Origin of the sequence: Pseudarthrobacter sp. ATCC 49987, from assembly GCF_009928425.1 — a bacterium.
Classification (GTDB): Bacteria; Actinomycetota; Actinomycetes; order Actinomycetales; family Micrococcaceae; genus Arthrobacter.
Genome location: NZ_JAABNS010000001.1, coordinates 1,081,348 through 1,107,872, shown reverse-complemented (window position 1 = coordinate 1,107,872; position 26,525 = coordinate 1,081,348). Strand labels below are relative to the sequence as shown.

Annotated in this window: 26 protein-coding genes; 9 read left to right on the top strand and 17 right to left on the bottom strand. The window is 68.7% G+C overall.

All coding sequences use genetic code 11. The features are described from left to right. Window positions 1-165 precede the first annotated feature (165 nt). Window positions 166-642 carry an Lrp/AsnC family transcriptional regulator gene (locus GXK59_RS05175; RefSeq protein ID WP_160664929.1) on the bottom strand — a complete coding sequence of 159 codons (477 nt, stop codon included), beginning with the start codon at window positions 640-642 and terminating at the stop codon, window positions 166-168. Between the two features lie 176 nt (window positions 643-818). Here GXK59_RS05175 and GXK59_RS05170 point away from each other — a divergent pair, with 176 nt between their 5' ends. From GXK59_RS05170 to GXK59_RS05150, 5 genes are all read left to right on the top strand, one after another. Next, window positions 819-2,201 (top strand): amino acid permease, encoded by a 1,383-nt coding sequence (locus tag GXK59_RS05170; RefSeq protein WP_160664927.1) that lies wholly within the window; start codon window positions 819-821, stop codon window positions 2,199-2,201. 110 nt (window positions 2,202-2,311) lie between these two features. Beyond that, window positions 2,312-3,358, top strand: coding sequence for a thiamine pyrophosphate-dependent enzyme (locus tag GXK59_RS05165; RefSeq protein ID WP_160664925.1), 1,047 nt, complete (start codon window positions 2,312-2,314; stop codon window positions 3,356-3,358). After that, on the top strand, window positions 3,351-4,391 hold the full coding sequence (locus GXK59_RS05160) for an alpha-ketoacid dehydrogenase subunit beta (protein WP_160664923.1): 1,041 nt from the start codon (window positions 3,351-3,353) through the stop codon (window positions 4,389-4,391). Before GXK59_RS05165 ends, GXK59_RS05160 begins: the two co-directional genes overlap by 8 nt. Next, a complete protein-coding gene (locus tag GXK59_RS05155; protein ID WP_160664921.1) occupies window positions 4,384-4,713 on the top strand; it encodes a biotin/lipoyl-containing protein in 330 nt (109 codons plus the stop codon). Before GXK59_RS05160 ends, GXK59_RS05155 begins: the two co-directional genes overlap by 8 nt. 4 nt (window positions 4,714-4,717) lie before the next feature. Beyond that, on the top strand, window positions 4,718-5,545 hold the full coding sequence (locus tag GXK59_RS05150; protein WP_160664919.1) for an alpha/beta fold hydrolase: 828 nt from the start codon (window positions 4,718-4,720) through the stop codon (window positions 5,543-5,545). Here GXK59_RS05150 and GXK59_RS05145 read toward each other — a convergent pair. Beyond that, window positions 5,542-6,069 (bottom strand): hypothetical protein, encoded by a 528-nt coding sequence (locus GXK59_RS05145; RefSeq protein ID WP_160664917.1) that lies wholly within the window; start codon window positions 6,067-6,069, stop codon window positions 5,542-5,544. The genes GXK59_RS05150 and GXK59_RS05145 overlap by 4 nt on opposite strands. A 198-nt stretch (window positions 6,070-6,267) precedes the next feature. Between GXK59_RS05145 and GXK59_RS05140 the strand changes: the two genes are divergently transcribed. After that, the gene (locus GXK59_RS05140) at window positions 6,268-6,924 is read left to right on the top strand and encodes a phosphoribosyltransferase (protein ID WP_160664915.1); all 657 of its coding nucleotides are present in this window, start codon (window positions 6,268-6,270) and stop codon (window positions 6,922-6,924) included. Window positions 6,925-6,992: 68 nt separating this feature from the next. Here GXK59_RS05140 and GXK59_RS05135 read toward each other — a convergent pair whose 3' ends face one another. The 3 genes from GXK59_RS05135 to GXK59_RS05125 form a co-directional block, all read right to left on the bottom strand. Continuing rightward, a complete protein-coding gene (locus GXK59_RS05135) occupies window positions 6,993-8,348 on the bottom strand; it encodes an MFS transporter (RefSeq protein WP_160664913.1) in 1,356 nt (451 codons plus the stop codon). 185 nt (window positions 8,349-8,533) lie between these two features. After that, the gene (hpaB, locus tag GXK59_RS05130) at window positions 8,534-9,988 is read right to left on the bottom strand and encodes a 4-hydroxyphenylacetate 3-monooxygenase, oxygenase component (RefSeq protein ID WP_160664911.1); all 1,455 of its coding nucleotides are present in this window, start codon (window positions 9,986-9,988) and stop codon (window positions 8,534-8,536) included. 59 nt (window positions 9,989-10,047) lie between these two features. Continuing rightward, the gene (locus GXK59_RS05125) at window positions 10,048-10,584 is read right to left on the bottom strand and encodes a flavin reductase family protein (RefSeq protein WP_160669005.1); all 537 of its coding nucleotides are present in this window, start codon (window positions 10,582-10,584) and stop codon (window positions 10,048-10,050) included. A gap of 150 nt (window positions 10,585-10,734) precedes the next feature. Between GXK59_RS05125 and GXK59_RS05120 the strand changes: the two genes are divergently transcribed. Beyond that, a complete protein-coding gene (locus GXK59_RS05120) occupies window positions 10,735-11,451 on the top strand; it encodes an IclR family transcriptional regulator (protein WP_160664909.1) in 717 nt (238 codons plus the stop codon). 32 nt (window positions 11,452-11,483) lie between these two features. On the opposite strand, the gene GXK59_RS05115 is transcribed toward GXK59_RS05120, so the two are convergent. The 6 genes from GXK59_RS05115 to GXK59_RS05090 all read right to left on the bottom strand — a co-directional run bounded on the left by GXK59_RS05115 (window position 11,484) and on the right by GXK59_RS05090 (window position 19,117). Beyond that, window positions 11,484-12,890 carry an MFS transporter gene (locus GXK59_RS05115; protein ID WP_160664907.1) on the bottom strand — a complete coding sequence of 469 codons (1,407 nt, stop codon included), beginning with the start codon at window positions 12,888-12,890 and terminating at the stop codon, window positions 11,484-11,486. A gap of 138 nt (window positions 12,891-13,028) precedes the next feature. After that, the gene (locus GXK59_RS05110; protein WP_160664905.1) at window positions 13,029-16,133 is read right to left on the bottom strand and encodes an AAA family ATPase; all 3,105 of its coding nucleotides are present in this window, start codon (window positions 16,131-16,133) and stop codon (window positions 13,029-13,031) included. After that, complete coding sequence (locus GXK59_RS05105) at window positions 16,130-17,323, bottom strand: exonuclease SbcCD subunit D (RefSeq protein ID WP_160664903.1); 1,194 nt, start codon at window positions 17,321-17,323, stop codon at window positions 16,130-16,132. Before GXK59_RS05105 ends, GXK59_RS05110 begins: the two co-directional genes overlap by 4 nt. A gap of 64 nt (window positions 17,324-17,387) precedes the next feature. Beyond that, window positions 17,388-18,329, bottom strand: a complete 942-nt coding sequence (locus GXK59_RS05100; RefSeq protein WP_160664901.1) for an MIP/aquaporin family protein — start codon at window positions 18,327-18,329, stop codon at window positions 17,388-17,390. 72 nt (window positions 18,330-18,401) lie between these two features. Then, window positions 18,402-18,764, bottom strand: a complete 363-nt coding sequence (locus GXK59_RS05095) for a DUF202 domain-containing protein (protein ID WP_160664899.1) — start codon at window positions 18,762-18,764, stop codon at window positions 18,402-18,404. Then, window positions 18,761-19,117, bottom strand: a complete 357-nt coding sequence (locus GXK59_RS05090) for a YidH family protein (protein WP_160664897.1) — start codon at window positions 19,115-19,117, stop codon at window positions 18,761-18,763. Before GXK59_RS05090 ends, GXK59_RS05095 begins: the two co-directional genes overlap by 4 nt. A 71-nt stretch (window positions 19,118-19,188) precedes the next feature. Here GXK59_RS05090 and GXK59_RS05085 point away from each other — a divergent pair, with 71 nt between their 5' ends. Then, a complete protein-coding gene (locus tag GXK59_RS05085) occupies window positions 19,189-20,304 on the top strand; it encodes an ADP-ribosylglycohydrolase family protein (protein WP_160664895.1) in 1,116 nt (371 codons plus the stop codon). Between the two features lie 40 nt (window positions 20,305-20,344). On the opposite strand, the gene GXK59_RS05080 is transcribed toward GXK59_RS05085, so the two are convergent. Then, the gene (locus GXK59_RS05080; protein WP_202129059.1) at window positions 20,345-20,905 is read right to left on the bottom strand and encodes a DUF4395 domain-containing protein; all 561 of its coding nucleotides are present in this window, start codon (window positions 20,903-20,905) and stop codon (window positions 20,345-20,347) included. An 81-nt stretch (window positions 20,906-20,986) separates the two neighbouring features. Beyond that, a complete protein-coding gene (locus tag GXK59_RS05075; RefSeq protein ID WP_160664893.1) occupies window positions 20,987-22,006 on the bottom strand; it encodes an exonuclease domain-containing protein in 1,020 nt (339 codons plus the stop codon). 125 nt (window positions 22,007-22,131) lie between these two features. Here GXK59_RS05075 and GXK59_RS05070 point away from each other — a divergent pair, with 125 nt between their 5' ends. Continuing rightward, entirely contained in the window at window positions 22,132-22,899 is a 768-nt protein-coding gene (locus GXK59_RS05070; RefSeq protein WP_160669003.1) for a VTT domain-containing protein, read from the top strand. 95 nt (window positions 22,900-22,994) lie between these two features. On the opposite strand, the gene rdgB is transcribed toward GXK59_RS05070, so the two are convergent. The 4 genes from rdgB to murI form a co-directional block, all read right to left on the bottom strand. After that, entirely contained in the window at window positions 22,995-23,633 is a 639-nt protein-coding gene (rdgB, locus tag GXK59_RS05065; RefSeq protein ID WP_160669002.1) for an RdgB/HAM1 family non-canonical purine NTP pyrophosphatase, read from the bottom strand. A gap of 77 nt (window positions 23,634-23,710) precedes the next feature. Further along, entirely contained in the window at window positions 23,711-24,469 is a 759-nt protein-coding gene (rph, locus tag GXK59_RS05060; RefSeq protein ID WP_024367137.1) for a ribonuclease PH, read from the bottom strand. A 98-nt stretch (window positions 24,470-24,567) separates the two neighbouring features. After that, on the bottom strand, window positions 24,568-25,365 hold the full coding sequence (locus GXK59_RS05055) for an MBL fold metallo-hydrolase (RefSeq protein WP_160664891.1): 798 nt from the start codon (window positions 25,363-25,365) through the stop codon (window positions 24,568-24,570). Then, window positions 25,362-26,372: a glutamate racemase gene (murI, locus tag GXK59_RS05050; protein WP_443094307.1), complete on the bottom strand. Its 1,011-nt coding sequence runs from the start codon at window positions 26,370-26,372 to the stop codon at window positions 25,362-25,364. The genes GXK59_RS05055 and murI overlap by 4 nt, the downstream gene beginning before the upstream one ends. Window positions 26,373-26,525 lie beyond the last annotated feature (153 nt).

Genomic DNA, 26,525 nt, shown 5'->3' with positions numbered 1-26,525 from the left:
CTGAGGCTCCGGGCCCGTCTTGGAGGACCGCCCGGACAGTTCCGGCCCGACCGCCGGAAGAGTTATAGTCAGACTGACTAGAACTAATTCTACGACGCCCCCTCCCGGGCGCAAAATGTTTCAGGTCACACTGGGCCGCCGGAGCCGCCCGAGGGGCTGTCCTGCTCAGCGTCCCGCGGCGGCGGCGGCTTCCAGCAGCGGGAGCGTACGGCCCTGGAAATGGGTGTTCAGCACAATCACCGAGGACGAGCGAAGCACCGTCCGGGTGGCGATCATGGCATCCAGCACACGCTGCAGGTCCGGGTTGGAGCGGGCCGCAATGCGGGCCATGAGGTCCGAACTGCCGGACACAGTATGGATTTCGATCAGTTCCGGGATCTCCGCGAGGGCCTCGACCACCGCGTCGTGTCCGAGGTCCTGGTTGATCGTCAGAGAGCAGAATGCGACGACTGGGAACCCGAAGTGGGCCGGATCTGGCTGCGGCACCCAGGAACCGATAACGCCGCTGTCCTGCATCCGGTCCAGCCGTGACTGTACGGTGGCGCGGGCAACTTTGAGGACGCGGGAGGCCTCCAGCACCGAGGCCCGGGGTGAATCCGTAAAGAATCGGACAATCTTCGCATCCAGGGCATCAACGTCCATCAAATGTTCCTCCTGCAGACGGGTTTGCATCACAAACCGTTGTGGAAACTGCGTCTCCTGCCAACAAACTGTCACCATGTTCTCACGGCCGGCGCACGTAGACCCCGCTCCCTAACGGTAAATTCAATAGGTCCCATAAGGACTGACAGGTCCACACCACACGAAGGTTCGCCAGCATGACAATGAAGTCCACCGCGGAGCGCCCCGGCCTGAAACTCGGCCACAGCATGAAGCCACGCCAACTCACCATGATGGGACTCGGGAGCGCCATCGGCGCCGGACTGTTCCTCGGCTCGGGGGCCGGAGTCCAGGCCGCCGGACCCGCCGTCCTGATCTCCTATCTGGTCGCGGGAACCCTGATCATCCTGGTGATGTGGGCGCTCGGCGAAATGGCCGCCGCCAACCCCAACAGCGGCGCGTTTTCCGTCTACGCCGCAAAGGCCATGGGCAGGACAGCCGGCGCCACCGTGGGCTGGCTCTGGTGGCTGCAGCTGGTGGTTGTCATCGCCGCCGAAGCCCTCGGCGCGGCCGCCCTGCTGTTTACCGTGTGGCCGGTCATCCCGGTCTGGGCCCTGTCCCTGATCTTTATGGTCGTGTTCACGGCGATCAACCTCGCCGGCGTAAAGAACTTCGGCGAGTTCGAGTTCTGGTTCGCCATTCTCAAGGTGGCCGCCATCCTGGCGTTCCTCGGCATCGGCACCGCCCTGCTGCTGGGCTGGCTGCCGGACGTCCCCTCCCCCGGGCTCACCAACTTCACCGCCAATTTTGCCCCCGCGGGCCTCGGCGGCATCGCCACCGCGCTCTTCGTCGTGATCTTCGCGTTCGGCGGCACCGAGATTGTCAGCGTGGCCGCCGCCGAGACCGAGAATCCCCGGCACAGCGTGGCCCAGGCGATCCGCACCGTTGTCTGGCGCATCCTGGTCTTCTACATCGGCTCGGTGTTCGTCATCGCCGCCGTCCTCCCCTACACCTCGAAGGCCCTGGCCTCGCCGTTCGCCGGCGTACTGGACACGGCGGGCATCCCCGGTGCCGGCGCCGCCATCACCCTGGTGGCCGTCGTCGCGCTCCTCTCGGCCCTGAACGCGAATCTCTACGGCGCCTCCCGGATGGTCTTCTCGCTGTCCGAGCGCGGCGAGGCTCCCCGGTTCCTCTCGAAGGTCAACAAGGCGCGGGTGCCGGCGGCCGCCGTCGGCGTCTCCGTGGCGTTCGGCTTCCTGGCCACCGTCCTGGAGCTGCTCTTCCCGGAGCAGATCCTGCCGGCGCTGTTCCAGCTGGTCGGCTCGACCTGCCTGATGGTCTGGGGCTCCGCGCTTGTGTCCCAGCTGATCCTCCGCCGCCGCGCCGACCGGGAGGGCACCGAGCTGCCGCTGCGCATGAGGGGCTTCCCGGGGCTGACCATCTTCGGCCTGGTGCTCCTGGCCCTGATCTTCGCCGTCGGCTTCAGCAGCCCGGAGAGCAGCAAACAACTCGTCAGCACCATCGCCCTGGTCGCCGGCATTGCCGCGGCCTGCTGGATCGGAGCCCGGCTGACCCGCGACCGCGCGCACCAGCCCGGCTAACTGCACAAGCTGTAAGGCCAAACGGCGATCCGACTGGCATTCTTGTGCAGTCTGGTCAGTTTTTCGGCGGCTGATTGCCCAGCGGCGGGCCGGTGACTAGGGTCACAACCATGGACACACTTCCCGTGGCTTCCGGCGATGCCGCCGAACCGCTCACTCCCGCCCAGCTCCGCGAGCTCTATTCGCTGATGGTGGCCGTCCGCCACCTGGATACCTCGGCCATCGCCTGGCAGCGCCAGGGCATCATCCCCGGCTATGCTCCCGAGCTCGGCCAGGAAGCGGCCCAGGTGGGCAGCGGCTACGCCGTGGACACCACCCGGGACTTCGTTTTCCCCACCTACCGGGAAATGGGCGTCGCCCGCACCATGGGCGTGGACATGGTGGCGTACATGTCCACCCACAAGGCCACCTGGCACGGCGGGCTCTACGACCCGCAGGAGTCCCGGCTCGCCCCGATCCAGGCCGTAGTGGCGGGTTCTGTGCTGCACGCTGTGGGCTGGGCCCACGGCCAGACGCTGGCCGGCACCGCCGACGGCAAGCTCGGCGTCGCCATGACGTACTTCGGCGACGGCGCGTCCTCGCAGGGCGACGTCCACGAGGCCCTGAACTTCGCCGCCGTGATGAACGCCCCCGTCGTGTTCTTCGTCCAGAACAACGGCTGGGCCATCTCGGTCCCCACCGAACGCCAGGTGGCCGGCGGCTCCGTCGCCGCCCGCGCCGCCGGCTACGGCATCCCGGCACTGCAGATCGACGGCGATGACGTCATCGCCGTCGTCGAGGCAACCCGGCGTGCCTTCGCACACGCCCGCTCCGGCAACGGCCCCGTGCTCATCGAGGCCATGACCTACCGGCGCGGCCCGCACTCGACCTCCGACGATCCGGGACGCTACCGCTCCCTCGACGAGGAGCGCGACGGCGCCGGTATGGACCCGCTGGAGCGGCTCAAGCAGCGGCTGCTCGCCGACGGCATCGCCGACGAGGCGTTCTTCGCCGAGGCCCTGGCCGCGGCGAAGGCCGAGGAAGAGCAGATCCGCACCGGCATCCAGGCGCTCGGCTCCCGCCCCGGAACCGAAATGTTTGACCTGGTCTTCCAGGAAACCACCCCTGCCCTGCAGGCCCAGGCCGCCAACTGGCGCGAGGAGTCCGAACATGTCTAACTCGACCCTTGAAAGCGGGAAAGTGCACACGCCCGCTTCCACCACCGTGATGTCCATGCAGCAGGCCCTGAACCGGGCCCTCGACGAGGTCCTCGCGGAAAACCCCAGGACCCTGATCTTCGGCGAGGACTGCGGCCGGCTCGGCGGCGTCTTCCGGATCACTGACGGGCTGCAGGCCAAACACGGCGAACAGCGCGTCTTTGACACCCCGCTGGCGGAATCCGGCATTCTCGGCATGTCCGTGGGCCTGGCGATGGCGGGGTTCCACCCCATCCCGGAGGTCCAGTTCGACGGCTTCGCCTACCCGGCCATCAACCAGATCGTCTGCCAGATTGCGCGGATGAACTACCGGAGCCGCGGCACCCTGCCGATGCCGATCACGCTGCGCGTGCCCAGCTTCGGCGGCATCCGGGCCCCCGAACACCACGGCGAAAGCCTGGAGGCACTCTTCGCGCATGTACCCGGGCTCAAGGTGGTCTCGCCGTCGAACCCGCACGAGGCCTACCACCTGCTCAAGTACGCCGCCACCCGTCCGGACCCGGTGATCTTCATGGAGCCGAAGTCCCGCTACTGGCAAAAGGGCGAGGTGGACACCGCCAGCCACGACGCGGACGGCGGCTCCCCCACCGGCGCCAAGGTCATGCGCGCGGGACGCCACCTCACGCTGGTCGCGTGGGGCGCCATGGTGGCCCGCTGCCTCCAGGTGGCCGAGCTCGCCGCCGAGGACGGGATCGAGATCGAGGTCCTGGACCTGCGTTGGCTCAAGCCGATCGACACCGCGGCGCTGGCCGCCTCCGTCCGCAAGACGCGCCGCGCCGTCGTCGTCCATGAGGCACCGCTGACCTCCGGGCTGGGCGCCGAGGTGGCGCAGCTGATCACGCAAAGCTGCTTCGACACGCTCAAGGCGCCGGTGGAGCGTGTGACCGGCTTCGACGTCCCGTACCCCTCCGGCGACCTCGAAGATGAATACATCCCGAACATTGACCGGATCCTCTTCGGCATCCAGCGAGTATTGGAGTACAAACGTGGCTGAAATTTCCTTCCCGCTGCCGGATCTTGGCGAGGGCCTGATCGAGGCCACCGTGCTCGAATGGCTGGTTTCCCCGGGCGACCAGGTGGAGCGCAACCAGCCACTCGTCGCGGTCGAAACCACCAAATCGGCCGTTGAATTGCCGAGCCCGCAGGCAGGTAAGGTAGTGCGTATCCACGGCGGGCCCGGCGACAAGATCAATGTCGGCGAGCCCCTGATTGTGTTCGAGGTGCCGGACAACACCGCCGGCATTGTGGGCACGGTCCCGAAGGAAGAGGCACCGAAGCGCCGGGTCCGCCTGAGCGCCGTACTTGATGAGGACTGACACCATGAGCGGCAGACACACCGGCGAACAGCATTCCCACACCGTCGAGGGCACCGACCCCCAGCTGTACATCGGGGTGCACGAGCCAGAATCCGACGCCGGACTGCGACCGGTGCTGCTGCTGCACGGCTTCTCCTCCTCCTCCAAGCTCAACTGGGAGGACACCGGCTGGCTGACCGCGCTGCTGGAAGCCGGCCGCCGCGTCATCACGGTGGACCTGCCCGGCCACGGCCGCAGCGGAGCCCCCGAGGACATGGACTCCTACGCGCCCAGCAGGATCCGCGCCGATCTGCTGCAGATCGCGTTCGACGCCGGCGTCCGCCCCCTGCGTGACGGCGACCCGTCCAGCGGGCTGGACCTGATCGGCTACTCGCTCGGCTCCCGGCTCGCCTGGGAGTTCGGCGCCACCCAGCATGAGCTGGTGCACCGGCTGGTCCTGGGCGGCCCCAATGTCGCCGATCCGCTGGCCGACTTCGACCTGGTCGCCGCGCAGCGCTACCTTGCGGATGGCACCCCGATCGCGGATGCGTCCACCGCGGGGCTGCTGAAGATGGCGCAGATGCTGCCCAGCAACAACATTTTCTCGCTGCTGTCCCTCGTGGAGGCCATCAAAAGCGAGCCATTCGATCCCGCCGAGGCCGTGCCGCACATGCCGATGCTGCTCGTGGCCGGGGAAAAGGACGAGCGCGCCGCGTCGATGCCGGAACTCGCCGCCCTGGGCGCGAAGGCCGGGGCGATGGTCGAGCAGCTCATCCTGCCGGGCCGGAACCACACCAACGCCATCACCAGCCGCGCCTTCAAGCAGGGCGCCGTCAGCTTCCTGGGCGTCTAATAGTCGACGCCCGGTTCGGGGGTTCCCGCCATACCGAAGCAGGCGGACGAGGACAGGACGTTGAGCGCATTCCGCTCCGGGTTGAACTCGATCGAGTGCCGGAAGCCGTCCTGGCTGACGATCACCAGCTCCGGATCTCCGTTGACGCTCGTCTTGTCCTTGACAGTCCAGCCGCTTCTGGCGGACCGGTCAGCCTTGATCTGCTCCAGCAGCGCACGGCCGTCGGCGTCGCCGCTGAGGACAACATCCAGGGTGCCAGGCCAGTAGTAGCCGCCGGTCCCGCACTCAAAAAGAGCACGGGAGGTCCCGGTCTGCTTCGTCGCCGCGACAGCCGACGACGGGATCACCGACACCAGCTCATCTTGCTGCGCGCGAGTGGACTCCTTGGCCGCGGCAAGATCCAGCGTGGGGGGCCGGGTTTCGGTGGCGGGTGCACAGGCTGCGAGTAAGGCTGCCAGGCACGTGACGGAGACGGCTGCAGACAACCGGGCCTGAAGATTGGCGCCGACAACTGGTACGGCCATTGATTCCCCCACGTAGTTCGGGCCAACAAAGCGGTGAGGCCACCACGGCCGAACCCCCACTGGACATCCTACCGCCGTATCTCCATTCGATGGATGGATAGGACTGCCCGCTGGAGGAATCCGGCCCCGGCCTCGCGTGGCTTCCCCGCCGGACGTAGGCTGGCCGCAGCAACTGGGCCGGAACCGGAGGTGCGTCTTATGGGCATGCAATACACGGGCCGCGGGCAGGCAGGCAGGCTTCTCGCCTCCGCCTTCCCCCAGTTCCGCGGCCGCCCGGACGCCGTGGTGCTGGGCCTCGCGCGCGGCGGTGTCCCGGTTGCGGCCGAGGCCGCCACAGCGCTCCGGCTGCCCTGGGACGTGCTCCCGGTCTGCAAGCTGGGGGTCCCCGGACACGAGGAAACGGCCTTCGGCGCCCTGGCACCGGCCAACGGCGCGGTGGTGCGGGTCCTGAATCTGGACCTTGTGGACCGGCTCCTCACCATCGGTGTCAGCAGGTCCGCGCTGGACGTCGTGGAAAGCAACGAACGGGCAGAACTGCAGCGCCGCGCCGGAGCCTACCCGGGGCCGCGGCTGCCCGTGAGAGGCAAAACGGTCATCGTCGTCGATGATGGGATGGCCACCGGTGCGACGATGCGCGCCGCCGTCGAGGCCGTCCGGGCGGCAGGTGCGGCGAGAGTCGTCGTCGGGGTTCCCGTCGCGTCGCTGGAGGCACAGACGCAAATGGAGCGGCTCGCCGACGCCGTCTTCAGCCTGTTCATCCCGGGCCAGTTCCGCGCCGTCGGCAGCTATTACCGCACCTTCCGCCAGGTGCGGGACGACGACGTCGTCCGGCACCTGGCGGCCCGGCCCGCCTGAACGGCGCGCTGGTTAAAAGGCGGGGGGCACGGACCAAGCGGTCCGTGCCCCTCCTGTCAGGCTGCTTGCTAGTGCTTTGCCGTTTCAGCCGGCGTGTGGTGCACGACGCCGAGCGGGCGGCCCTTGGTTTCCCCGGCGAGGAGGACACCGACGGCGGAGATGACACAGAGGATCATGATGTAGATACCGATGGAACCGGTCCACCCCGTTCCCTGCAGCAGGGCCTCCGCGATGGTGGCCGCGAACGCACCGCCCAGGATGGCGCCGAAGGCGTAGCCGATCGAGATGCCCGAGTAGCGCACGTTTGCCGGGAACATCTCGGCGTACATCGCGGACATCGGGCCGTAGGACAGGCCCAGGCCAATGGTCAGGACGAACAGTGCGACGCCGTAGAGCACGATGTTCTTGGTGTCGATCAGAGCGAACATCGGGATCATCCAGGCGAAGACAATGCCGTAGCCGATCAGGAAGGTCTTGACGCGGCCGATCTTGTCCGAGAGCCAGCCGCCGACAAGGGTGAAGATCAGCCAGCCGAAGGAAGCCAGCGTGGTGGCCAGCAGGATCTGCGCGACAGGCATCTTCAGGGACTTGGTGGCGTAGGAGATGAAGAACGCGATCAGGAGGTAGCCGGCAGCGTTGTTGCCGATGAAGATCATCGTCGAGTAGAGGACGGCCTTCTTGTGCTTCCGGATGAGCTCGCCCAGGGGCGCTTTGCTCTCCTCCTTGCGCTCGGACAGTTCCTTGAAGACCGGGCTCTCGGCCACGGCGCGGCGGATCAGGTAGCCGACGACGATCAGCACGATGGAGAGCAGGAACGGCACACGCCAGCCCCAGGACGAGAAGTCCTCCTTGGACATGGACGTGTTGAGGAAGTAGAGCAGGCCGGTGGCCAGGATCATGCCGACCGGAACACCGATCTGCGGGTACGCGCCGAACAGGCCGCGCTTGCTCTTGGGAGCGTGCTCGACAGCCATCAGGGCGGCGCCGCCCCATTCACCGCCTGCGGAGAAGCCCTGGATGACGCGGAGCAGGATCAGCAGGACCGGAGCCCAGAAGCCGATCTGGGCGTAGGTCGGCAGCATGCCGATCAGCGCCGTGGCGGCACCCATCATGATGAGGGTGAAGACCAGCATGGCCTTGCGGCCGAGCCGGTCACCCAGGTGGCCGGCGACGATGGCACCGAGCGGGCGGAACAGGAAGCTGATGCCGATGAGGGCGAAGGACAGGATCTGCGCCAGGCCCGGATTGGAGGCATTCAGCGGGGCCAGGAACAGCGGCGACAGCAGCGTTGCTGTCAGCTGGGCGAAGATGAAGAAGTCGTACCACTCGATGGTGGTCCCGACCAGCGTGCCCGCGAGGACTTTGCGTTCCTCATGCTTGCTGCTGGGGCCCGCCTCTGAATCGACACGTGAAGTTGCGGTCATTGGAACTCCGTTGCTGGGGGCAGAGGTGCTGCCCGGGGTGGGTGCGAAGAGAATAACTGAATGCCTCTGGATTTACTGATCGAACGGTCAGTTAGTATTCAGAATCTTACTATGAAATATGTGCCAGGTCACACATCTTTGAAAAAAGCTTCCCCGCCGCCCCTAAATGACGGCAGAGTTGCCCGTCAGTCGACGCGGTTGAGGAACTCCCGGACCCGGGCCCGCACGGGCCCGCGGTCATAGCTGTTCACCATCGCGCCGGCCATCCTCACCGGGTCACCGAAGAAGAAGTACTCGTAGAGCGACTGCCGGCCGGAGAAGCCGGAGACAGAGGCGTCGAAGGCCAGTTTGAAGAGCCGGACGCGCTCCGGACCGGTCAGCGACTTGCCCTGCAGGTACATCTCGATGTCGGCACGGGCGTCACTGTTGACGTCCGCTTCGCCGGGAAGGGCCATAAGCCCGGAAGCGGAGAACTTGCGGATGATCTGCGGGAAGCGCTGGGCGACCTTCGGATACCAGTTGCGGGCGGCATTCAGTGTGGACCACTTCGGCAGCATGACGCCGGCCTCGTTGAGCTGCGCGTCCGCCTCGGAGGCCCGGACCAGCGCCTTGCCGATTTCGACGTCGACAATCAGTTCGGCAATGTCCTCCTGGATGTGCTGGAAACCGTCGATGCCGATCGAGTCGGCGAGTTCGGACGCCAGGCCCAGGAAGAACTCACTCTTGGCGATCGTGCGGGTGACCACCTGGTGCGTCATCAGGGCGGCGGCGCCGGTTTCGGAGTAGAAGCCGTTGCACAGCTGCGGGTTGCCCAGCATGAAGATGCGCTCGCTGGGGACGAAGACGTGGTCGAAGATCGCGACGGCGTCCATTTCCTCATAGCGGGAGGCGAGCGGCTCGTCATGGGTGCTTCCGCCGTTGTACAGCGAGGTGCGGCACAGGTAGCGCAGGCCCGGAGCGTCGTTGGGGATGGCGAACGCGTAGGAGTATGGCGCGTCGTCCGGAGTGCCGCGAAGCACCGTGGAAGGGAAGACCAGGAGCTCGTCCGCGATCGGGGCGATGGTGGCCAGCATGCGGGCGCCGTGGATGACAATGCCGTCCTCGCGCTCCTCGACAATCCGGGCCGAAAGCTGGCCCCCGAGCTGTTCGGATCCGGAGACCGAGCGGTTGACCTGCGGCGGGATCAGGGTGTGCGTGGCCAGGACGTCGCTTTCGCGGGCCCACTCGTAGTAGTTGCGGATGTTCTCGCCGAACTTGGGATCCGCCTGGGAAAACCACTTGCCGGCCGTGCTGAGGGCAGTGAGCGAGGAGTTCATGTAGTCGCCGGAGCGGCCCAAGAAGCCGTTGGAGGACTCGGCCCACGTGGAGATGGCACGGCGGCGGCGCTCGAGGTCCTCGACGGTCTTCGGCACCAGGAAGGAGGCGTTGACGAGGCCACCGGTGGTGGGCGAGGTGTACGTCAGTGCGTCCTGGTACCTGGGGTCGTGCTGCATGTCGAAGAGCTTCGCGTAGGAACGTGCCACATTGCGGAACGCGGGGTGCTCGGCGATCTTGTCACTGACGACCTCACCGTCGATCACCACGTGGGGCGTCATGTCGTTGAGCTTGTCCAGGTACTGCTGTCCGGTACGGATACCCATTACTGCTTCTCCAGTCATCGTTGAGCTGTGCCGATAAGGCCTGAGTCGGACTGCTGGGGTCAGAGCAGGTCTTCCATGCCCAGCAGGCTTTCCGGGATGGTCGTGAAGGTGCCGTTCGCGAAGGCCAGGGCATCGCCGTTGCGGTAGTTGAAGTCCACCACCTCGCCGATGTAGAGCGTGTGGTCGCCGCCGTCGTACGCCGCCCAGGGCTTGCATTCAAAGTAGGCGAGGACATTGGATAGCCGCGGTGCTGTTTCGCCCTCGGCCCAGAGCGGCTCGGGCCCGGGACGGCCGGCGAAGTGCATGGCAAGCTGCCGCTGCTCCGCACCAAGGATGTTGACAGAGAAGGGACGGCCGGCGAGCTCGTCGTGGGCCTTCGCGGCGCGGGCGATGCTGACAAGCACGAGCGGCGGATCCATGGACACCGAGGTGAAGGAATTGACGGTGATGCCGTGGCGCTTCGTGACGCCGTCGAACGTCACGATCGCGACACCGGTGGCGAACCTGCCCAGGCTGCCGCGGAATTGGTGGGACCGGGGCCCGGACATACGGCCCGGAACAACCGGAACGGGCTCGGTGCGGGGCTTGGCAATCATCAATGATCCCTTGCGGATGGCGACGGCGTCGGTTTTTGTTCTATAATCGAACACATAATTCCCATATAGAACGCTAGCGCACTGAGGGGCGGAGCACAAGAGCCCACGGCGCCTCCCGGCTTCACCGCCGCCCGCACCTAGGATGGACCCATGACCCCGACCGCCGGCAGCGCCCAGGCTTCCCCGTCCCAGACGTTGTCGCGCGGCATCCGCGCCCTGGAAATCCTGGCCGACGCCCAGCACCCGCTGACCATCGCCGAACTCGCCGACGCGATGGGGGTGCACCGTTCCGTGGCCTACCGCATCCTCCGCACCCTCGAGGACCACTCCCTGCTGGTGCGCGACGACCGCGGCCGGGTCCAGCCCGGCCCGGGCCTCGCCGTCCTCGCCCGCGGGGTGTCGCGGAACCTGCAGACGGCGGCCCTGCCCGAGCTCACCCAGCTCGCGAATGCGCTGACGATGAGCGCTTTCGTCGCCGTCTGGGACCACGAGGACTGCGTCACCCTGGTGACCGTGGATCCGCGGCACACCGGGGCCGCGGTGGTCCAGCATCCGGGCTCCCGGCATCCGATCAGTGCCGGCGCCCCCGGCATCGCAATCCAGTCGGCCCTGTCAGAACAGGAATGGGCCGCCGCCGCGCCCGGCATCCCCTACCGGGCCGAAGCGGCCGAGGCTCGCCGCCGCGGTTATTCCGCCAGCCACGACGAGGTCATCTCCGGCGTCTCCTCCCTGGCCGTCCCCATCCGGGTTCCGGGCGGGCGGCCGGCGGCGCTCGCCGTCGTATATATCCGCGCCGCCCAGGATCCCGAGGAAGTGGCCGCTGCCCTGACCGCTAGCGCCCGGCGCATCGAAAGCCAGCTGGGCTGACGCGCACCCCAACTCCCCCTCCGCCGGACCCCTCAAGCGGCCGCTGACGCCGTCCTGTTCCGTTGCCGGAGCACGGCGGCGGCTGCAGTTCCGAGCAGGAAAAGCGCCGCGGCCGCCCATACCGGCACCACAAACGCGGTGGAGTAGCCGTGGTTCTGCGCCAGCTGCCCCGCCACGGACGAGCCGATTGCGGTGCCGGCGACGATGCCGCTCGCCAGCGCAGTCATGACCGTGCCGAGTTTTCCGGCCGGGGCGACGAGTCCGCCGATTGCGAACACCGTGACCATGAGTGGTCCGACCGGCAGGCCGAGGACCAGGAGCACGAGGACCATGGGAAGCGCGGTCGAGGGCAGCAACAGCAGCAGCGCAAGTCCTGCCAGCAGTGCCGCGCAGGCGAGCCAGCGGGCGTGCGCTGTGAACCGCTGGGGCCAGTACGCCACGGACAGGGCCGCCGCGGCGGAGCTCAGGCCCATCACCGCGTAGAGCAGGCCGGCCAGCTCGGAGGTGGCGAAGCTGGCGGAGAAGGAACTCAGCGCGGTCTGGGTCGAGCCGAAGAATGTTCCCATGCAGACCATGGCCAGTACGGGAAGCGCGACGGCGGTGAAGGCGCCCGCACGCTGTCCGGCAGACAGGGAAGCCCGGAGCTGTTTCGCCCGGGCGGCGCCGGCTGCTGTCCGCGCCGGCGTCCGGACCACTGCGTGGTGGGTGGGGTGCACGGCAAACGCCGGGACGAACGTGATGGTGAGGGCCGCGGCGAGGGCGAGGGGCAGCCATGGTGCGATCAGGCTGGCGAGGATGCCCACGAGTGCGGGGCCCAGGACGAAGGTCAATTCGTCGGCGGTGCTTTCGTAGGACAGTGCTGTGTCCAGGTCCGCGGGGTTGGCTTCGCGGCCGCCGCGGGAAGTCAGGGCCATCCAGCGGACCCGGGCCAGCGGCCCCACCTGCGGGCAGCTGGCCCCGGCCACGATAGCGGCCGCCAGGACGGGGACGGCGGCGGCGAGGTCCGGCCCGCCCGGGACCAGGTAGGCGGCGAGGATCAGGGCGATGACGGCGACCGTGTTGAACACGGCGGCGAACACCAGCACCGGGCGTTGGCCCCGCCGGTCCGCCAGCGCGCCGAGGAAGGGGGCACCGAGCGCCGAGCCAATGCCCACCGCGCCGGCTGACAGGCCGCCGACGGCATAGGAGCCGGTGACAGCGGTGACCAAGGTGAGGGCCCCGACGGTGAGCATGGCGAGCGGGAGGCGGGCAAAAAGCCCGAGCGGGATAAAGCCTCGTCCGGCGAGGAGCGGCAAGCGGGCGTACCGCCCGCCCCTGCGGGGCGTCGCGCGCAGAGTGCCGGGTCCCGGCGCGGAGTCGGGCCCGGGACGGGAAGGAAGGGCGTCAGGGAACTGGGGCGCCGCGGAAACGGGCGCCTGGGGAGGCGTTGAAAGGGTCATGATTCCGGGTTCGTTCAAGGGTGCGCATCGTCCCTCCTCCCGATGCGCGCGACCCGGTAACACCCCAAGTGTATCCGCAACTGTGGCTGTCTCCGCGGGGCCGGCTGCCGTGGCGGTCGCCGGGCCCGCGGACGCGTGTCAGGCCTGGGCGTCGTCGGCGATGTGCAGGGTGGAACCGTTGCGTCCCTTGACCACCTGGAGCTGGGTGCTGATGCGCTGTTTCATTTCGCCCACGTGGCTCACCAGGCCGACCACCCGTCCGCCGTCGCGAAGCCCCTCCAGGGCATCCATGACCTGCTCGAGCGCCTGTTCGTCGAGGCTGCCGAATCCCTCGTCCACGAACAGCGTCTCAATGTCGACACCGCCGGATTCCTGCTGCACCACGTCCGCAAGGCCGAGAGCCAGAGCGAGTGAGGCCATAAAGGACTCACCGCCGGAGAGCGTTGCGGTGTCCCGGCGCTGCCCGGTCCACTGGTCCACAACCTCCAGGCCGAGCCCGGATTTCTGCCCGCGGGCCGCCCTGGCGTCGGTGTGCTGCAGGGTGTAGCGGCCGTCGCTCATGCCGATGAGCCGTTCCGAGGCAGCGACGGCCACCTGTTCGAGCCGGGCGGCGAGCACGTAGCTGTTCAGGCTCATGCGGTAGGTGTTGTCTCCCGCACCGCGGGCCGCGTCGGCGACGGCGGCCAGCAGTGCCGCCCGTTCCCGCGGTTCCCGTCCTGCCTCCGCAAGCTGCGCATAGTTCGCGGCGATAGCGCCGAGCGTCCGCGCGGATTTTTCCGCAAGGCCGGCCGCGAGTTCCGCTTCCCGGGCTGAGCGTTCCGCCGCGGCAGCGTCTGCGCGGAGCTGTTCCATGAGGTCCTCGACGAGGGGTCCTTCTGTTTCGAGCTCGTGCGCCGCCAGGACAAGTTCCTCGCTGGCAAAGAGCTCCTCAATCCGGGCCGCTTCGTTCTGCCCGGCGCGGACGGCAGCTTCGAGTGCCGCGGCGTCGGCGGCCGGAAGCAGCACGGCCCGGGCCGCGTCCGCGGACTCGAAGCCGGCGGCAGGAAGCGCCAGCTCCAGTTGGTGCCGGGCTTCCGCGGAACGTGCGGCGGCCTGTTCCACCCGGGTCCGGGCCGTATCGGCGCGTTCCAGCACGGCCGTGGCGCCGTCGAGCGCTGTGATGCGGGCTGCCAGGACCGGGTGGCCCGCCCGGAGTTTGTCGAGGGCCAGTTCCAGGGCCTCGGCCTGCTCCTGGACTTCAGTGAGGGTGGACCCGGTGTGGGCGATGCTGGACGCCGCGGCCGCCTGGGCCTCCTCGGCCCCGGCGATCTCCTCGTCCAACCGGGACTGCCGTGCACGGTTGGCGGCAAGCTCCGCCGCCGCGCGGTGCGCTTCCGCGGCGCGTTCTTTGGCCAGGGCGGCCTCGAGCGTGGCGTCGTCGGGCGCCGTGTTGCCGCCTTGGGCCGCCAGCACGGCGACGTCCTGCTGGGCATCGGCGAGTTCGCGTTCGAGCGCCACGAGGGCGGCCTCCGCCACCTCGCAGGCGTGCTGCGCGGTCTCTTCGGCCTCGGCCACGGTCAGCGCCGAAGCCGCGGCGGGGGCGGGCGCCGGATGGTCAGGGCTGCCGCACACCGAACACGGGACGCCGGGCTGCAACTGGGACGCGAGCTCCGCGGCAGCATTGGCCAGCCGTTCCTCGCGCAGGTCCAGCCAGCGCTGGCGCAGGTCCTGGTACTCCTCCCGGGCGCGGCCATGGCGTTCCGCAACGGCACCGCAGGCCGTCCCGGCCTCGGCGTAGCGGCGGACCAGAACTAGTAACTCCTCCGCGGCCGCTGCTTCCTTCGTCCGCATCTGCACTTCGGCGGCGAGTTCTTCGAGCGGACGCAGTCCGGCGAGAAGGGCCTCTGATTCCAGGCGCAGGGCGGTCAGGGCAGCAGCCCCGGAGGTCCGGTCGTCTTCCAGCCGGGCCAGGTCCAGGCGAAGCCGGGCGGTGCGGCTCCGTAGTCCGGCAAGCCTGGTTTCCTCGGGAAGCCGTTCCTCCAGCACCGCACGCAATGAGCTCAGTCCGCGCAGCGCCGACCGCAAAGTGCCGGCGTCGACGGTGGAGCCTTCGCCGAGGCCGGCGCCGCCCACGGAGCCGCCGGCCCGTGAGTCCGGGCCGCCGTCACCCGTTCCGTTCCGCAGCGTGGCGAGTTCGGGGTCGGTGAGGGCGGCGGCGCGCAGTTCTTCCACGGCAGCGGCCATGGCGGCGGCGGCCGCTTCCTCCGCCGTTCCGGCGCTGTCCACGGCCTGCAGTTGCCCGCCGAGCACTTCGGCCTCACGGTGCAGGCCCAGCTGGCTGTTCTTGGCGGCGACTGTGGGCGCGGCGGCCTCAGCCTCGGAGCGCCGGCGTTGGGCCGCGGCCAGCCTGGCCTGGCGGGTGGCACGCGCCGTCGCGGCGTCCCTGGCGGACAAGCGGTCGGAGCGCAGCACCTCCGCCTCCAGCGCGGCGGCGCGCCGCCGCTCCGCGGCGGTGGCGGCGTTGGCCTCCAGCCAGGTCAGGAAGGAGTCAGGATCAGCCCGGTCCGGCGCACCCTCCGTGTCGAGCTCCAGGGCGGCGGTTTCGGCCTCCGCCTGGACGAGCAGGAGCTCCAGCTGGCCGTTCAGGCTGGCGACCTCGGTGCGGGCCGCCTGCGCCTTCCGGCCGAGTTCCTGTTCCACGGCCTCGAAACGCTGGGTGCCGAAGAGGCTTTGGAGCAGCTCCAGGCGGTCGGTGGCCTTGGACCGCAGGAAGGCCGCGAAGTCGCCCTGCGGCAGCATCACCACACGGGTGAACTGTTCCCGGTTCATGCCGAGGACGTCGGCGATCTCGGCGCCTGCCTCGTCGTTCCGGCCGGACTTCTCAATCCATTCGCCGTCGACGCGTTCGCGGAGCAGCGTGTTGGCCTGCTGCACGGTGAAGCCGTTCTTGCCCCGGGCGCTGGGCTTGTCCCAGGCGGGGGCGCGGGAGACTTCGAAGTGCCGGCCGCGGGCGGAGAATTCGCATGTGACCCGGGGCTCCGCTGCGGCCTCGGCGTGGTCGCTGCGCAGCCGCTTGCCGTCCTGCCGCGCCCCGGGCACCGACCCGTAGAGCGCGTAGCAGATGGCGTCCAGGACGCTGGTCTTGCCGGCTCCCGTGGGACCGTTCAGCAGGAACAGCCCGTGCGCGCTCAGCCGGTCAAAATCGATATGTTCGGTGCCGGCGAAAGGCCCGAAGGCGGAGATCTCGAGACGATGGATCCTCACAGGGAAATCCCTTCCAGGCGCACGGATTCGAGGGCTTCGGCGAAGACAGCAGCCTCACCGTCATCGGCGGCCCGGCCGCGGACGTGCTCCAGGAAACCGCAGCAGACGGAGAGGTCGTCCTCGGCCGCTGCGAGCCTGCTGCTGTAGCTGGTCTTTGCGGCGGCGCCGGCACCTTCCGGGTCGAACCCCAGCACCAGGGTGTCGGGGAACCGCGCGCGCAACCTTTCCATGGCCTGGGCCGGGCGCTGGGCATCGGTCAGGGTGATCTGGCAATAGGCCGATTCGGCCCACGCGTGGTCCTCGGCCACCAGCAGTTCCTCCAGCTTCCCGCGGAGCACGGCCAGCGTCCGGGGAGCCTCCCAGAGCACTTCGCGGACCCTGCCGATGCCGCCCGCGTCGACGTCCAGGAGCCAGCTGCCCTTCTTGTGCTTCGCTTCGGAGAACGAGTAGGCGAGCGGAGAGCCGGAGTAGCGGACGGTCGGCGAGAGCTCCTGCCGGCCGTGCAGGTGGCCGAGCGCCGTGTAGCCAAAGCCGTCGAAGAGATCCAGCGGCACAGCGCCGACGCCGCCGATGCTGAGGTCCCGTTCGCTGTCGGAGCTGATCCCGCCGCTGGCGAAGGTGTGTGCCAGGACCACGGAATGGACCGTGCGGGTTCCGGCCCGGGCCGCAAGATCGGCGCGGATGCGGGCCGTGGCCGCCCGGGTCACCTCGAAGTGGCTGGCGGTGTCGACGCCGAGCTGGTCGGCCACGAGCCGTGGTTCCAGCCAGGGAATGCCGTAGATAGCGAGCACCGGTCCGGCGCCGGCGCCGGCGTCGGCGTCCGGTCCGGCGTCGAGCGGAAAAAGCACGGGCTGGTCCAGCTCGGTGAGACGGGTGCGCAGGTGCACTCCCCCGCGTTCCAGCAGCCGGGACGCGAACCCGAGCCGGATGGCCGAGTCGTGGTTGCCGCTGGTCAGAACCACCTGGGCGCCGGCACCGGTCAGGCCCACCAGGGCGTCGTCGAGCAGGCGGACGACGTCGACCCCCGGCAGGGCGCGGTCGTAGACGTCGCCGGCGATCAGGACGACGTCGACGGCCTCCGCCCGCACGAAGGACACAAGCTGGTCGATGAAGGCGCGCTGGGCATCGAGCATCCCAACGCCGTGGAACGACCGGCCCAAATGCCAGTCCGAGGTGTGCAATAACCGCATGCTCCTACGGTATCGGCTGCCACCGACAGGATTGCGCCACCGCTCCGGCGCAGCTGCTGGCGGCCTACTTGCCGCGTTCCCCGCGTTCCCCGTCGAAGAAGGCGCGCGCTTCGTCGTTCCCGGCAACCGGTCCGGCGCCGGCCAAACCCTCCGGCGTCCGGTCCTGGCCCATTGCGTCAAGTCCGTCCACGTCGTCAACTTCGTCCACGTAGTCCTCAGCGGCAGGCACCGGCACCGTGGCCGGCGTCGACAGCGCGAAACCGCGGAACACGAGTCCGGCGAGGGCCGCGCCCACCAGCGGTGCAACCCAGAAGAGCCACAACTGGCCGAGCGCATCCGGGCTGCTGAAGACGGCCGAGGCGGTGGCGCGCGCCGGATTAAAAGGAGTGTTGCCGGGCGCCTGGCCGAACTGCAGGAGCACCGCCGTGGCCAGGCCCACGGCAAAGGGCGCCGCAAGCCTTGAGGGGTTCCGCTCCGAGGTGGTGCCCAGGTAGACGGCCACCAGCAGGGCGGCACCGAGCACCTCGATGAGCAGCACGCCGGCCATCGGGACCTGGATGATGGACCTTTCACCAAAACCGGCGGCCACCGTGTCAAAGGCCGTCCTGGTGTCGGCGATATTGGGGACGGTGCGCAGGATGCCAAAGAGCGTCACCCCGCCGAGCAGGGCGCCCACGAGTTGTGCGCCCACATATGCCGCCGCGTCGAGGGGGCGGATGCGGCCCGCAATGGCGTTTCCGGCCGTCACCGCAGGGTTGAAGTGGCCGCCGGAGAGGTACCCGAATGCCAGCATTGCCGCGGTAACGGCCAGTCCACCGGCGAGGGCGGCCGACAGGGGGTTCGACTGCGGAATGGTGAATAGCGGAACGCCCAGGCCGGCGATCACCACAAAGAACGTCCCCACGGCTTCGGCGGACACCCGGCCCAGCAGCCCGGGTCGCGTCGGATCGACAGTGGTGGCAGCCGCCCCATCGGGCGACTTGGGGGCTGACGCAGGCGTGATCATGTTCAGGTATTCCTTTGCTTGGGGTCAGCGAGCAGTCTGCCAGCGGAGTCTGGACGTTCGCTGGACCCGGGCTTAGCGTCCCAGCGCAATCGCGGCGACGGCACTGGCTCCCAGCACAGTGACCCCGGCGGCGGCCCAGCGCATGAGGGAGGCCGGCGGCGCAAAGGAGGAGTGCCGGAGTTCCCGCACCCGGGCCAGAACGCAGAGGCACAGCACCACCGTGGCGACCATCGCCGCCAGGGCACACACCCCCAGATAGTCCGTGGTTCCGGCCCCTGCCCACCTGGCGGAACCGGGGGCGGTCTGTGACGCCGCGATCGCCCAGCCGCGCCAAATCAGCAGGTCGGCCGCGAAGAGGGCCAGCAGGGTCCGGCTCCAGGACAACGACGTCCGTTCCGGCTGCAGCCCGGGGTCCCGAACGGCCCCGGCGCTCATCGCGCGGCCAGGAGCAGCACTGCCAGGATAAACGCCGCGGCCGACACCCCAATGGTCATCACGAGCATCACACCGGAAAACGGCAACTCACGGTTGTTTCGCATCGCCTCTTCCATCTGGCCCCAGCGCCGGTACGCCAGGACGGCGAGGGCGGCACCGATGATCGCCAGCGCAACGCACATGGAGATCCGCAGCGGAGCGGGAGCGATGTCGGGGAACAGTTGGTCGATGCCAAGCGCCCCCACGATCAGGGCCAGCGATGTCCTGATCCAGGCCAGGAACGTTGTTTCATTGGCGAGCGAGAACCGGTAGTCAGGGGTGGATCCGGTCTTCCGCCATGCTGGTTCGCGCATTGGTCGCCTGCTGTCCCGGTGTTGACCTGTGGCACCAGCTCCGACGTGGGGCCGGGGTAAAATTCTAAGTCATGAGCAACGAGCACGCCATCACCCCTGAACCGGCACCGGCACCATCGCACGCCTCGCGGATTCACGGGTGCCTGCTGGGCGGCGCCCTGGGTGATTCGCTGGGGTACGCCGTCGAATTCGATGACATCTCCACCATCCGTGCGAAGTTCGGTCCGGACGGGCTGCGGGAGTTCGCAGCGCTCGACGGCGGCAGCCACTTTTCCGACGACACGCAGCTCACGCTGTACACCGTGGACGGGCTGCTGGAGGCGCTGGAGTGGGCCAATTCGGGCGTGGCCGCGGACACCAACGCGTGCCTGTGGCTCGCGTACCTGCGCTGGCTGGCCACCCAGGGCGTGCCGGTTCCGGAGGCGGCCCCGTTCCAGCCGCCCCGGTGGATCGATTCCCACGCCGTCCTCAAGCATCGCCGCGCCCCGGGCAATGCCTGCCTGAGCGGACTGGCCACCGGAGAGATGGGGACGTTTTTCCGGCCGGTCAACCCGGACTCCAAGGGCTGCGGCACGGTGATGCGCTCGGCCCCCTTTGGCTTGATCCCCTACATCGCCCCCGCCGACGTCTACAAGCTCAGCGCCGACGCCGCCTCGTTGACCCACGGGCACCCCGCCGCGAGGCAGAGTGCCGGCATTTTCAGTCTTGTCATCCACGCCCTGCTCGCCGGGCACGGGCTGCGGCCGGCAGCGGAATACGCTCTCGGACACCTGGACACCGTCCAGCTGCGCAAGGACGAAAGAGTTGATCCGGACCTCATCTCCCGGCTGGAAGCAGCACTCCGGCTTGGTGCCGCCGGCGCGCTGCTGGACCCGGAGGACCTGGTCCGTGAACTCGGCGAAGGCTGGGTGGCCGAGGAGGCACTCGCCGTCGCGCTTTACGCGGTGCTCGCCACGGAACCGGATCCGTCGGCTGCCGGAGGGCACCCGGAGGAGCACTTCCGCGCGGCAATCGCCGTCGCGGTTAACCACAGCGGGGACAGCGACTCCACGGCGTCGATTGCCGGCAACATCCTGGGCACGTTCTACGGCGAGGGCTGCCTTCCGGCGCAGTGGCTCGAACGGCTTGAGGCCCCGGAGGTTATCCGGGGCATGGCGTCCCGCCTGGCGGCCGTCACCGGCGCCTGAACCGGCGCCGGTCCAACCCGGCGGCGCTCCAGTCCGGCCCTCAGGACCGGCGGAGCGAAATGTTGTTGCAGGCCTCGCACACGTCCTCGGGGATCAGGCCGCGGCGCTGCAGGAAGCCGAAGATGGTGCAGCCCAGGCAGAAGCCGGCGAATGCCTCCAGGGACGCGGCCACAATCAGGACCGTCAGCAGGATCCACGCCGCCGGTGCCAGCCCCGCGGCCAGCAGGACGGCCGCGGCGGTGGACGTGGCCGCACCGATGCCCTGGGCGAAGCGCTTCGGCGGGCCCGGAACCAGCCGGGTCTTTCCCAGCCGCGGCGTCAGGACCTTGACGGACAGCTGGGCAAGCGGCGAAATCCGCGGGCCGAACAGGACGCGCAGCCAGAACCCCGCGGCAATGAGGGCCAGTCCCCAGCCGAAGCCAGTCAGCAGCGTCACCACGGACAGCAGCACCACAAGTGCGGCCGTGACCCGGGCCGCGTACTCGTTGACCGGGTTGGGAAACGCGAAGACCGTGCGCCAGTCGATTCCGCCCCTGCGCGCAGATGAAAATGCGGTTGCAGGTGCCGGAGGCGCGGGACGTGCCGAGGTCAGTTTGCTCATCGTTCAAGGCTAGGAGCAGGCCCGCCCCGGGCGAAATGTTTGTTGCGCAGTATGACCGCGGAGCCCCGGGACCGGCGGGGATCAGGCAATGGCGGCGGAGGCCATGTGGCCGCCCACCATCTGCAGGAACTCACCTTCGGAGAGGACCTCGATCCGCTGGCCCCGCTCGTGCAGCTCCAGCACCCGCCGGGCCTTGCCGGTGAGCCGGCCGGAGCGCAGGTCGGCGGCCACGAACCCGTCGCCCACCACCAGGACGGTGGTGCGGGCCGTGACCCGGCTCTCGGTCCTGGCGCCGAGTTCGGCGGAACGGACCTTCGCCTCAGGACGGGGGATGGCGAGCTCGCCGGTAAACACCACGGTCTGGCCGAACAACGGGTGGCCGGGCTCGGCGAAGGCGTTCGGCGGCGGGTTGGCGCCTTCTTCCGGCCAGCCGGGCTGGTAGGCCCGGACGGGGGCCGCTGCGGCCGCTCCCCCGGCCAGTGCGTCGAGGGCTGACTGGCTGGCCTTGGAGAGCGGATCGCTCAGCGGGTCGAACGCTTGCTGGCGGGAAACCGTGAGGCCCAGCGACAGGTACAGTTCCGCGATGCTGCCGGCGCCGTTGCGCGCGGCAATGTCAATCAGGATCCCGGCGCACGCCCGCGCGTCCTCGGCGGCGTCGTGGTGGTTGACCAGCGGGACACCCGCTTCCTCGGCCGCGTACGGCAGGGAATTGGAGACGAGGGAGTAGCAGCGGCGCGAGAGCATCACGGTGCAGACGTAGTCATAGGCCGGCCCCGGCAGGCCGGAAACCTCCAGGCCGGAGCGGATCACGCCGAGGTCGAAGGCGGCATTGTGGGCAGCGAGGATATCACCGCCGATGAAGGCGCCGATCTCCGGGAACAGCTCACCGAAGCGCGGCAACCCGGCCACCTGCTCAGGCCGGATGCCGTGGATCCGGACGTTGTGGTGGTCGAAGCGGTCATGGTTTTCCGGCGGCCGCATCAGCCACGAGGCTTCCTCGACCACAACGCCGCCGCGCACCTTGCTCAGGCCAACAGCGCACGGTGAACCCCGGAAGCCATTCGCGGTCTCAAAGTCGATCGCCGTAAAGTCCAAACCCACGCTCCAACTTTAGCGCCGGATTCCGGCCGGACCCGCACCGGCGGCGCCAGTGCCGATCCCGTGCCGCCCGCCGTCAGCGCCCGACGGCGGCCGTCAAGTACCCTTGACAGGTGAACCTTTTAGCTTTGAATGACTTCGCCGTGTCCACGATCGGCGGCGCAGGCCCGGTGCAGCCGCACCTTGCCTCGTTCCTGCCCGACTGGCTGAACCCCCAGGTCTTCCTGGCCGACCCCGCCCTCGCGCCGTGGGTCATTCTTTTGGTCTGCGGCATCATCTTCGCCGAGACGGGCCTGCTGATCGGCTTCTTCCTGCCGGGCGACTCGATGCTGTTCACAGCCGGACTCCTCGTGGCCACCGGGACCATCAAGGTCAACATCTGGGCGTTCGTGGTGATGATCATCATCGCAGCGATCATCGGGAACCAGGTGGGCTACCTGATCGGCTCCAAAGCCGGCCCGGCCATCTTCAACAAGCCGAATTCGAAGCTCTTCAAGCGCGAAAACGTCGAGAGCGCCCACGCGTTCTTCGAGAAGCACGGCGGCAAGGCCCTGATCCTGGCCCGTTTCGTGCCGATCATCCGGACCTTTGTCCCGGTGATCGTGGGCGTCGCCCAAATGAGCAAGCGCAAGTTCTTCGTCTTCAACGTGATCGGCGCCGTGCTGTGGGGCGGCGGTGTGACGCTCCTGGGCTACCTGCTGGGCGACACCTTCCCGTGGGTCCGCGAAAACCTGGACATCATCTTCATCGCGATCGTCCTGGTGTCAGTGGTCCCGATCGCCATTGAGGTTGTACGCGGCTTCATCGCCAAGCGCCAGGCCGAGAAGTACGGCACGGACGTCGTCGAGGAGTTCATCGAGGAGCACGAGCCCGAAGAGGAACGCAAGACGCCGTAGCTCCCGTTCCGGACAAGCGTTCCGGACAAATAGCGCAAAGGATGGCGCCCCACCATGCGGGGCGCCATCCTTTTGTTAATTCCCCTGGCGCCGGGTTACCTCCCGGACAGCGCCTCCACGATGGCCGGAAGCAGCGCCCGGAAAGCGTGGCCGCGGTGGCTGATGGCGTTCTTCTCCGCCGGGCTCAGCTCGGCGCAGCTGCGGTCAAGCCCGCTGGGCTGCAGCACGGGGTCGTAGCCGAAGCCGCCGGTCCCGCGCGGCTCGCGCAGCAGCGTCCCCTCGAGCTGCCCGTACTCCACGACTTCCCGGCCGTCCCCTGTGCCAGAACCTGCGCCGGCCCCGGGGACGGCCAGTGCCGCGGCGCAGACGAACGCGGCACCGCGGTACTCTTCGGGAACGTCGGCCAGCTGGTCAAGCAGCAGCCGCAGGTTGGCGGCGTCGTCCCCGTGGCGGCCGGCCCAGCGGGCCGAGAAGATCCCGGGAGCCCCGCCGAGCACGTCCACGGCGAGGCCGGAGTCGTCGGCGATCGCCACGAGTCCGGTCGCCTGCGCCACCGCGCGTGCCTTGAGCAGTGAGTTCTCGGCAAAGGTCACACCGGTCTCGGCGACGTCGGGTGCGCCGACGGCCCCCGCGTCCACCACCTGGGTATCGACGTCGAGGCCCGGCACCTGCCCGCGCAGCAGTTCCCGAAGTTCCCGGAGCTTGCCCTGGTTGTGCGTGGCAAGCACCAGCACCGGCGCAGCGCTGTGGCCTGCAGCGCTGTGATCTGCTGGGCTGTGATCTGCCGGGCCCGGCTGCGCCGCGCCCGCTGTCACGGGGCTTCCGCCAGGGTGTCGCGCTGGATGGCGGCGAGCTGCTCGGTGCCCATCAGGGCCAGGTCGAGCAGCTTGTTGAGCTCATCCCGGTCGAAGGGGGCGCCCTCGGCGGTGCCCTGGACTTCGACGAACTTGCCGGACCCGGTGACGACAACGTTCATGTCGGTCTCGGCCCGGACGTCCTCGACGTAGGGCAGGTCCAGCATCGGGATGCCGTCAATGATGCCGACGGAGACGGCGGCGATCGTGTCGATGAGGGGCTGGGCATTGCGGGCGATCATTTTGTTCTCGCGGGCGAAGCGGATGGCCTCGGCCAGCGCCACGTAGGCGCCTGTGATGGCGGCGGTGCGGGTGCCGCCGTCGGCCTGCAGGACATCGCAGTCCAGCACGATGGTGATCTCGCCCAGGGCCTTGGTGTCGATGATGGAACGCAGGGATCGGCCGATCAGCCGGGAGATCTCGTGCGTGCGGCCGCCGATCTTTCCCTTGACGGATTCACGGTCGGAGCGGGTGTTGGTGGCGCGCGGCAGCATGGCGTATTCGGCCGTGACCCAGCCGCGGCCTTCGCCCTTGAGCCAGCGCGGGACGCCCTCGGTGAGCGAGGCCGTGCACAGCACCCGGGTGTTGCCGAACTCGATCAGGGCCGATCCCTCGGCCTGCTTGGACCAGCCGCGGGTGATGCTGATCGGACGGAGCTGATCGGGGGTGCGGCCGTCGGCGCGGATAACGGGGGCAGTAAGGGCTTCGGAAGTCATGTCATTAGCTTATCGACCCGCACCGGCCCAGCCGGGCACACCTGCCCATCCGGAGCTTTCCGGGCCTGTCCGTGCCCATCCGGACTGAAAGGTTCCGCTCAAATCGTGTAGTGCACGCCCGCCACAGCCACGGCCACGTGCTGTCCGAAGATTTCCTTGGCTTCGGCCATGACGGTCGTCGGGGACGTCCAGACCGGGATGTGGGTCAGCAGCAGCCGCCGGGCGCCGGCGGCGACGGCGGCTTCCCCGGCGCGCTTGCCGGTCAGGTGCACGTCCTTGATGCCGTCGTCGCGGCCTTCCTCGAAGGCCGCCTCGCAGAGGAACAGGTCGGCGTCGCGGGCCGCGTCCTCCAGCCCGCTGCAGGAGTCGGTGTCGCCGGAATAGCTGAGCACGCGGGTGACGGGGTTGCCATCCTTGTCCGGTTCGGTGACCTCGACGCGGAGAGCGTAGGCCTCTTCCACCGGGTGGTTGACGGCGTAGGGGGCGACCGTGAACGGGCCCATGGTCACTGGCTTGCGCTCGGACCAGTTGCTGAAGTCGAATTCCTCGTGCATCCCGGGGTCCAGTTCCAGGCCGTAGGCCGTCGCCATCCGGTCGGCGGTGGCGGCCGGCCCCCAAACCGGAATCCTGCCGCGTCCCCAGCCGCCCGGCTTCCACCGCACCGCGACGTGGAGTCCGCAGAGGTCCATGCAGTGGTCCGGGTGCAGGTGGGTGAGGAAGATGCCGTCGATGTCCTCAAGATCCGTGTAGCGCTGGATGGCACCGAGCGCGCCGCTGCCGAGGTCCAGGACGATCTTCCAGTTCCGTTCGCCGTCGCTGGCAGTCAGCAAATAGCACGACGCCGGCGAGCCGGGCCCCGGAAAGGATCCGGTACAGCCCACGATGGTCAGCTTCACAGCAGTGTTCCCCCGCCCGCGGGTCCGCCCACGAAGTTGGAGATCCGGGGACGGTTCGCGCCGGCCTGCGCGGCGGCGATCATTTCCGGCGTGATCCTGGCCAGGCTGCCCGTGGGGTACTGGGCCGCGACGTGGTCCACGTGGCGGACGCTGAGCACCTCGGGTCCGAGGAAGCGGCGGGCCAGGTGCTCAAACTGCGCGGCGTCCCCCGTGGCAATGAAGTTGTGTTCCGGAGCCGCGGTGTCCGTGCGCTCCAATCCGCGGGACGCCAGGGCCCGGTAGACGTCCTTGGCCGTTTCCTCGGCGCTGGAGACCAGGGTGACGTCATCCCCCAGGACGAAGGAGATGACGCCGGTGAGCAGCGGGTAGTGGGTGCAGCCGAGCACCACAGTGTCCACGCCGGCGGCTATGAGCGGCGCCAGGTAGTCGCGGGCGACGGCGAGCAGCTCCGGCCCCGTGGTGATTCCGGCTTCGACGTAGGGCACGAACGCGGGGCAGGCCGCGGAGGTGATCTGCAGGTCCGGGGCGGCGGCGAAGGTGTCCTCGTAGGCACGGGACCCGATGGTGGCCGACGTGCCGATGACACCGACGCGGCCGCTGCGGGTGGCGGCGACGGCGCGGCGGACGGCCGGCTGGATCACTTCGATGACGGGGATCCCGTAGCGGGCGGTGTAGCGTTCGCGGGCGTCGCGGAGCACGGCAGCGGATGCCGAGTTGCAGGCGATGGTCAGCAGCTTCACCCCGGAATCCACCAGCTCGTCCATCACGCCCAGGGCGTTGGCACGGACCTCGGCGATGGGGAGCGGACCGTAGGGGCCGTTGGCGGTGTCGCCGACGTAGAGGATGGATTCGTTGGGCAGCTGGTCGATGATGGACCTGGCCACGGTGAGTCCCCCGACGCCCGAATCAAAGACACCAATGGGCCGCGATCCCATCAGGCTGGCGGCCTGGCTGGTGACGCTGTTGCTGGCTGGGGAGTCCGCAGCAGCTCGCGCTGCCGGATCCATGCTCGATGCTGAAGTCATGATTATTCGAGGATAGGGCTTAGCCAAGGGCGCGGCCATCACATTGTGTCGTCCGACTCATGTCTAATTTGTCACACGCCGCCAGGCATTCCCTGCCAGCTGGCCCTGAGATTCATGTCGCCTCCCGGCAGCTGC

Coding starts and splice junctions, on each gene's coding strand:
- GXK59_RS05125 (WP_160669005.1), bottom strand. CDS start 10,584: ATGATTGCCAAGCCCCGCACCGAGCCCGTTCCGGTTGTTCCGGGCCGT.
- GXK59_RS05090 (WP_160664897.1), bottom strand. CDS start 19,117: ATGCGCGAACCAGCATGGCGGAAGACCGGATCCACCCCTGACTACCGG.
- GXK59_RS05115 (WP_160664907.1), bottom strand. CDS start 12,890: ATGACCCTTTCAACGCCTCCCCAGGCGCCCGTTTCCGCGGCGCCCCAG.
- GXK59_RS05085 (WP_160664895.1), top strand. CDS start 19,189: ATGAGCAACGAGCACGCCATCACCCCTGAACCGGCACCGGCACCATCG.
- GXK59_RS05120 (WP_160664909.1), top strand. CDS start 10,735: ATGACCCCGACCGCCGGCAGCGCCCAGGCTTCCCCGTCCCAGACGTTG.
- hpaB (WP_160664911.1), bottom strand. CDS start 9,988: ATGGGTATCCGTACCGGACAGCAGTACCTGGACAAGCTCAACGACATG.
- GXK59_RS05150 (WP_160664919.1), top strand. CDS start 4,718: ATGAGCGGCAGACACACCGGCGAACAGCATTCCCACACCGTCGAGGGC.
- GXK59_RS05135 (WP_160664913.1), bottom strand. CDS start 8,348: ATGACCGCAACTTCACGTGTCGATTCAGAGGCGGGCCCCAGCAGCAAG.
- murI (WP_443094307.1), bottom strand. CDS start 26,372: ATGGATCCGGCAGCGCGAGCTGCTGCGGACTCCCCAGCCAGCAACAGC.
- GXK59_RS05165 (WP_160664925.1), top strand. CDS start 2,312: ATGGACACACTTCCCGTGGCTTCCGGCGATGCCGCCGAACCGCTCACT.
- GXK59_RS05145 (WP_160664917.1), bottom strand. CDS start 6,069: ATGGCCGTACCAGTTGTCGGCGCCAATCTTCAGGCCCGGTTGTCTGCA.
- GXK59_RS05080 (WP_202129059.1), bottom strand. CDS start 20,905: ATGAGCAAACTGACCTCGGCACGTCCCGCGCCTCCGGCACCTGCAACC.
- GXK59_RS05100 (WP_160664901.1), bottom strand. CDS start 18,329: ATGATCACGCCTGCGTCAGCCCCCAAGTCGCCCGATGGGGCGGCTGCC.
- GXK59_RS05170 (WP_160664927.1), top strand. CDS start 819: ATGACAATGAAGTCCACCGCGGAGCGCCCCGGCCTGAAACTCGGCCAC.
- rph (WP_024367137.1), bottom strand. CDS start 24,469: ATGACTTCCGAAGCCCTTACTGCCCCCGTTATCCGCGCCGACGGCCGC.
- GXK59_RS05175 (WP_160664929.1), bottom strand. CDS start 642: ATGGACGTTGATGCCCTGGATGCGAAGATTGTCCGATTCTTTACGGAT.
- GXK59_RS05105 (WP_160664903.1), bottom strand. CDS start 17,323: ATGCGGTTATTGCACACCTCGGACTGGCATTTGGGCCGGTCGTTCCAC.
- GXK59_RS05140 (WP_160664915.1), top strand. CDS start 6,268: ATGGGCATGCAATACACGGGCCGCGGGCAGGCAGGCAGGCTTCTCGCC.
- GXK59_RS05160 (WP_160664923.1), top strand. CDS start 3,351: ATGTCTAACTCGACCCTTGAAAGCGGGAAAGTGCACACGCCCGCTTCC.
- GXK59_RS05095 (WP_160664899.1), bottom strand. CDS start 18,764: ATGAGCGCCGGGGCCGTTCGGGACCCCGGGCTGCAGCCGGAACGGACG.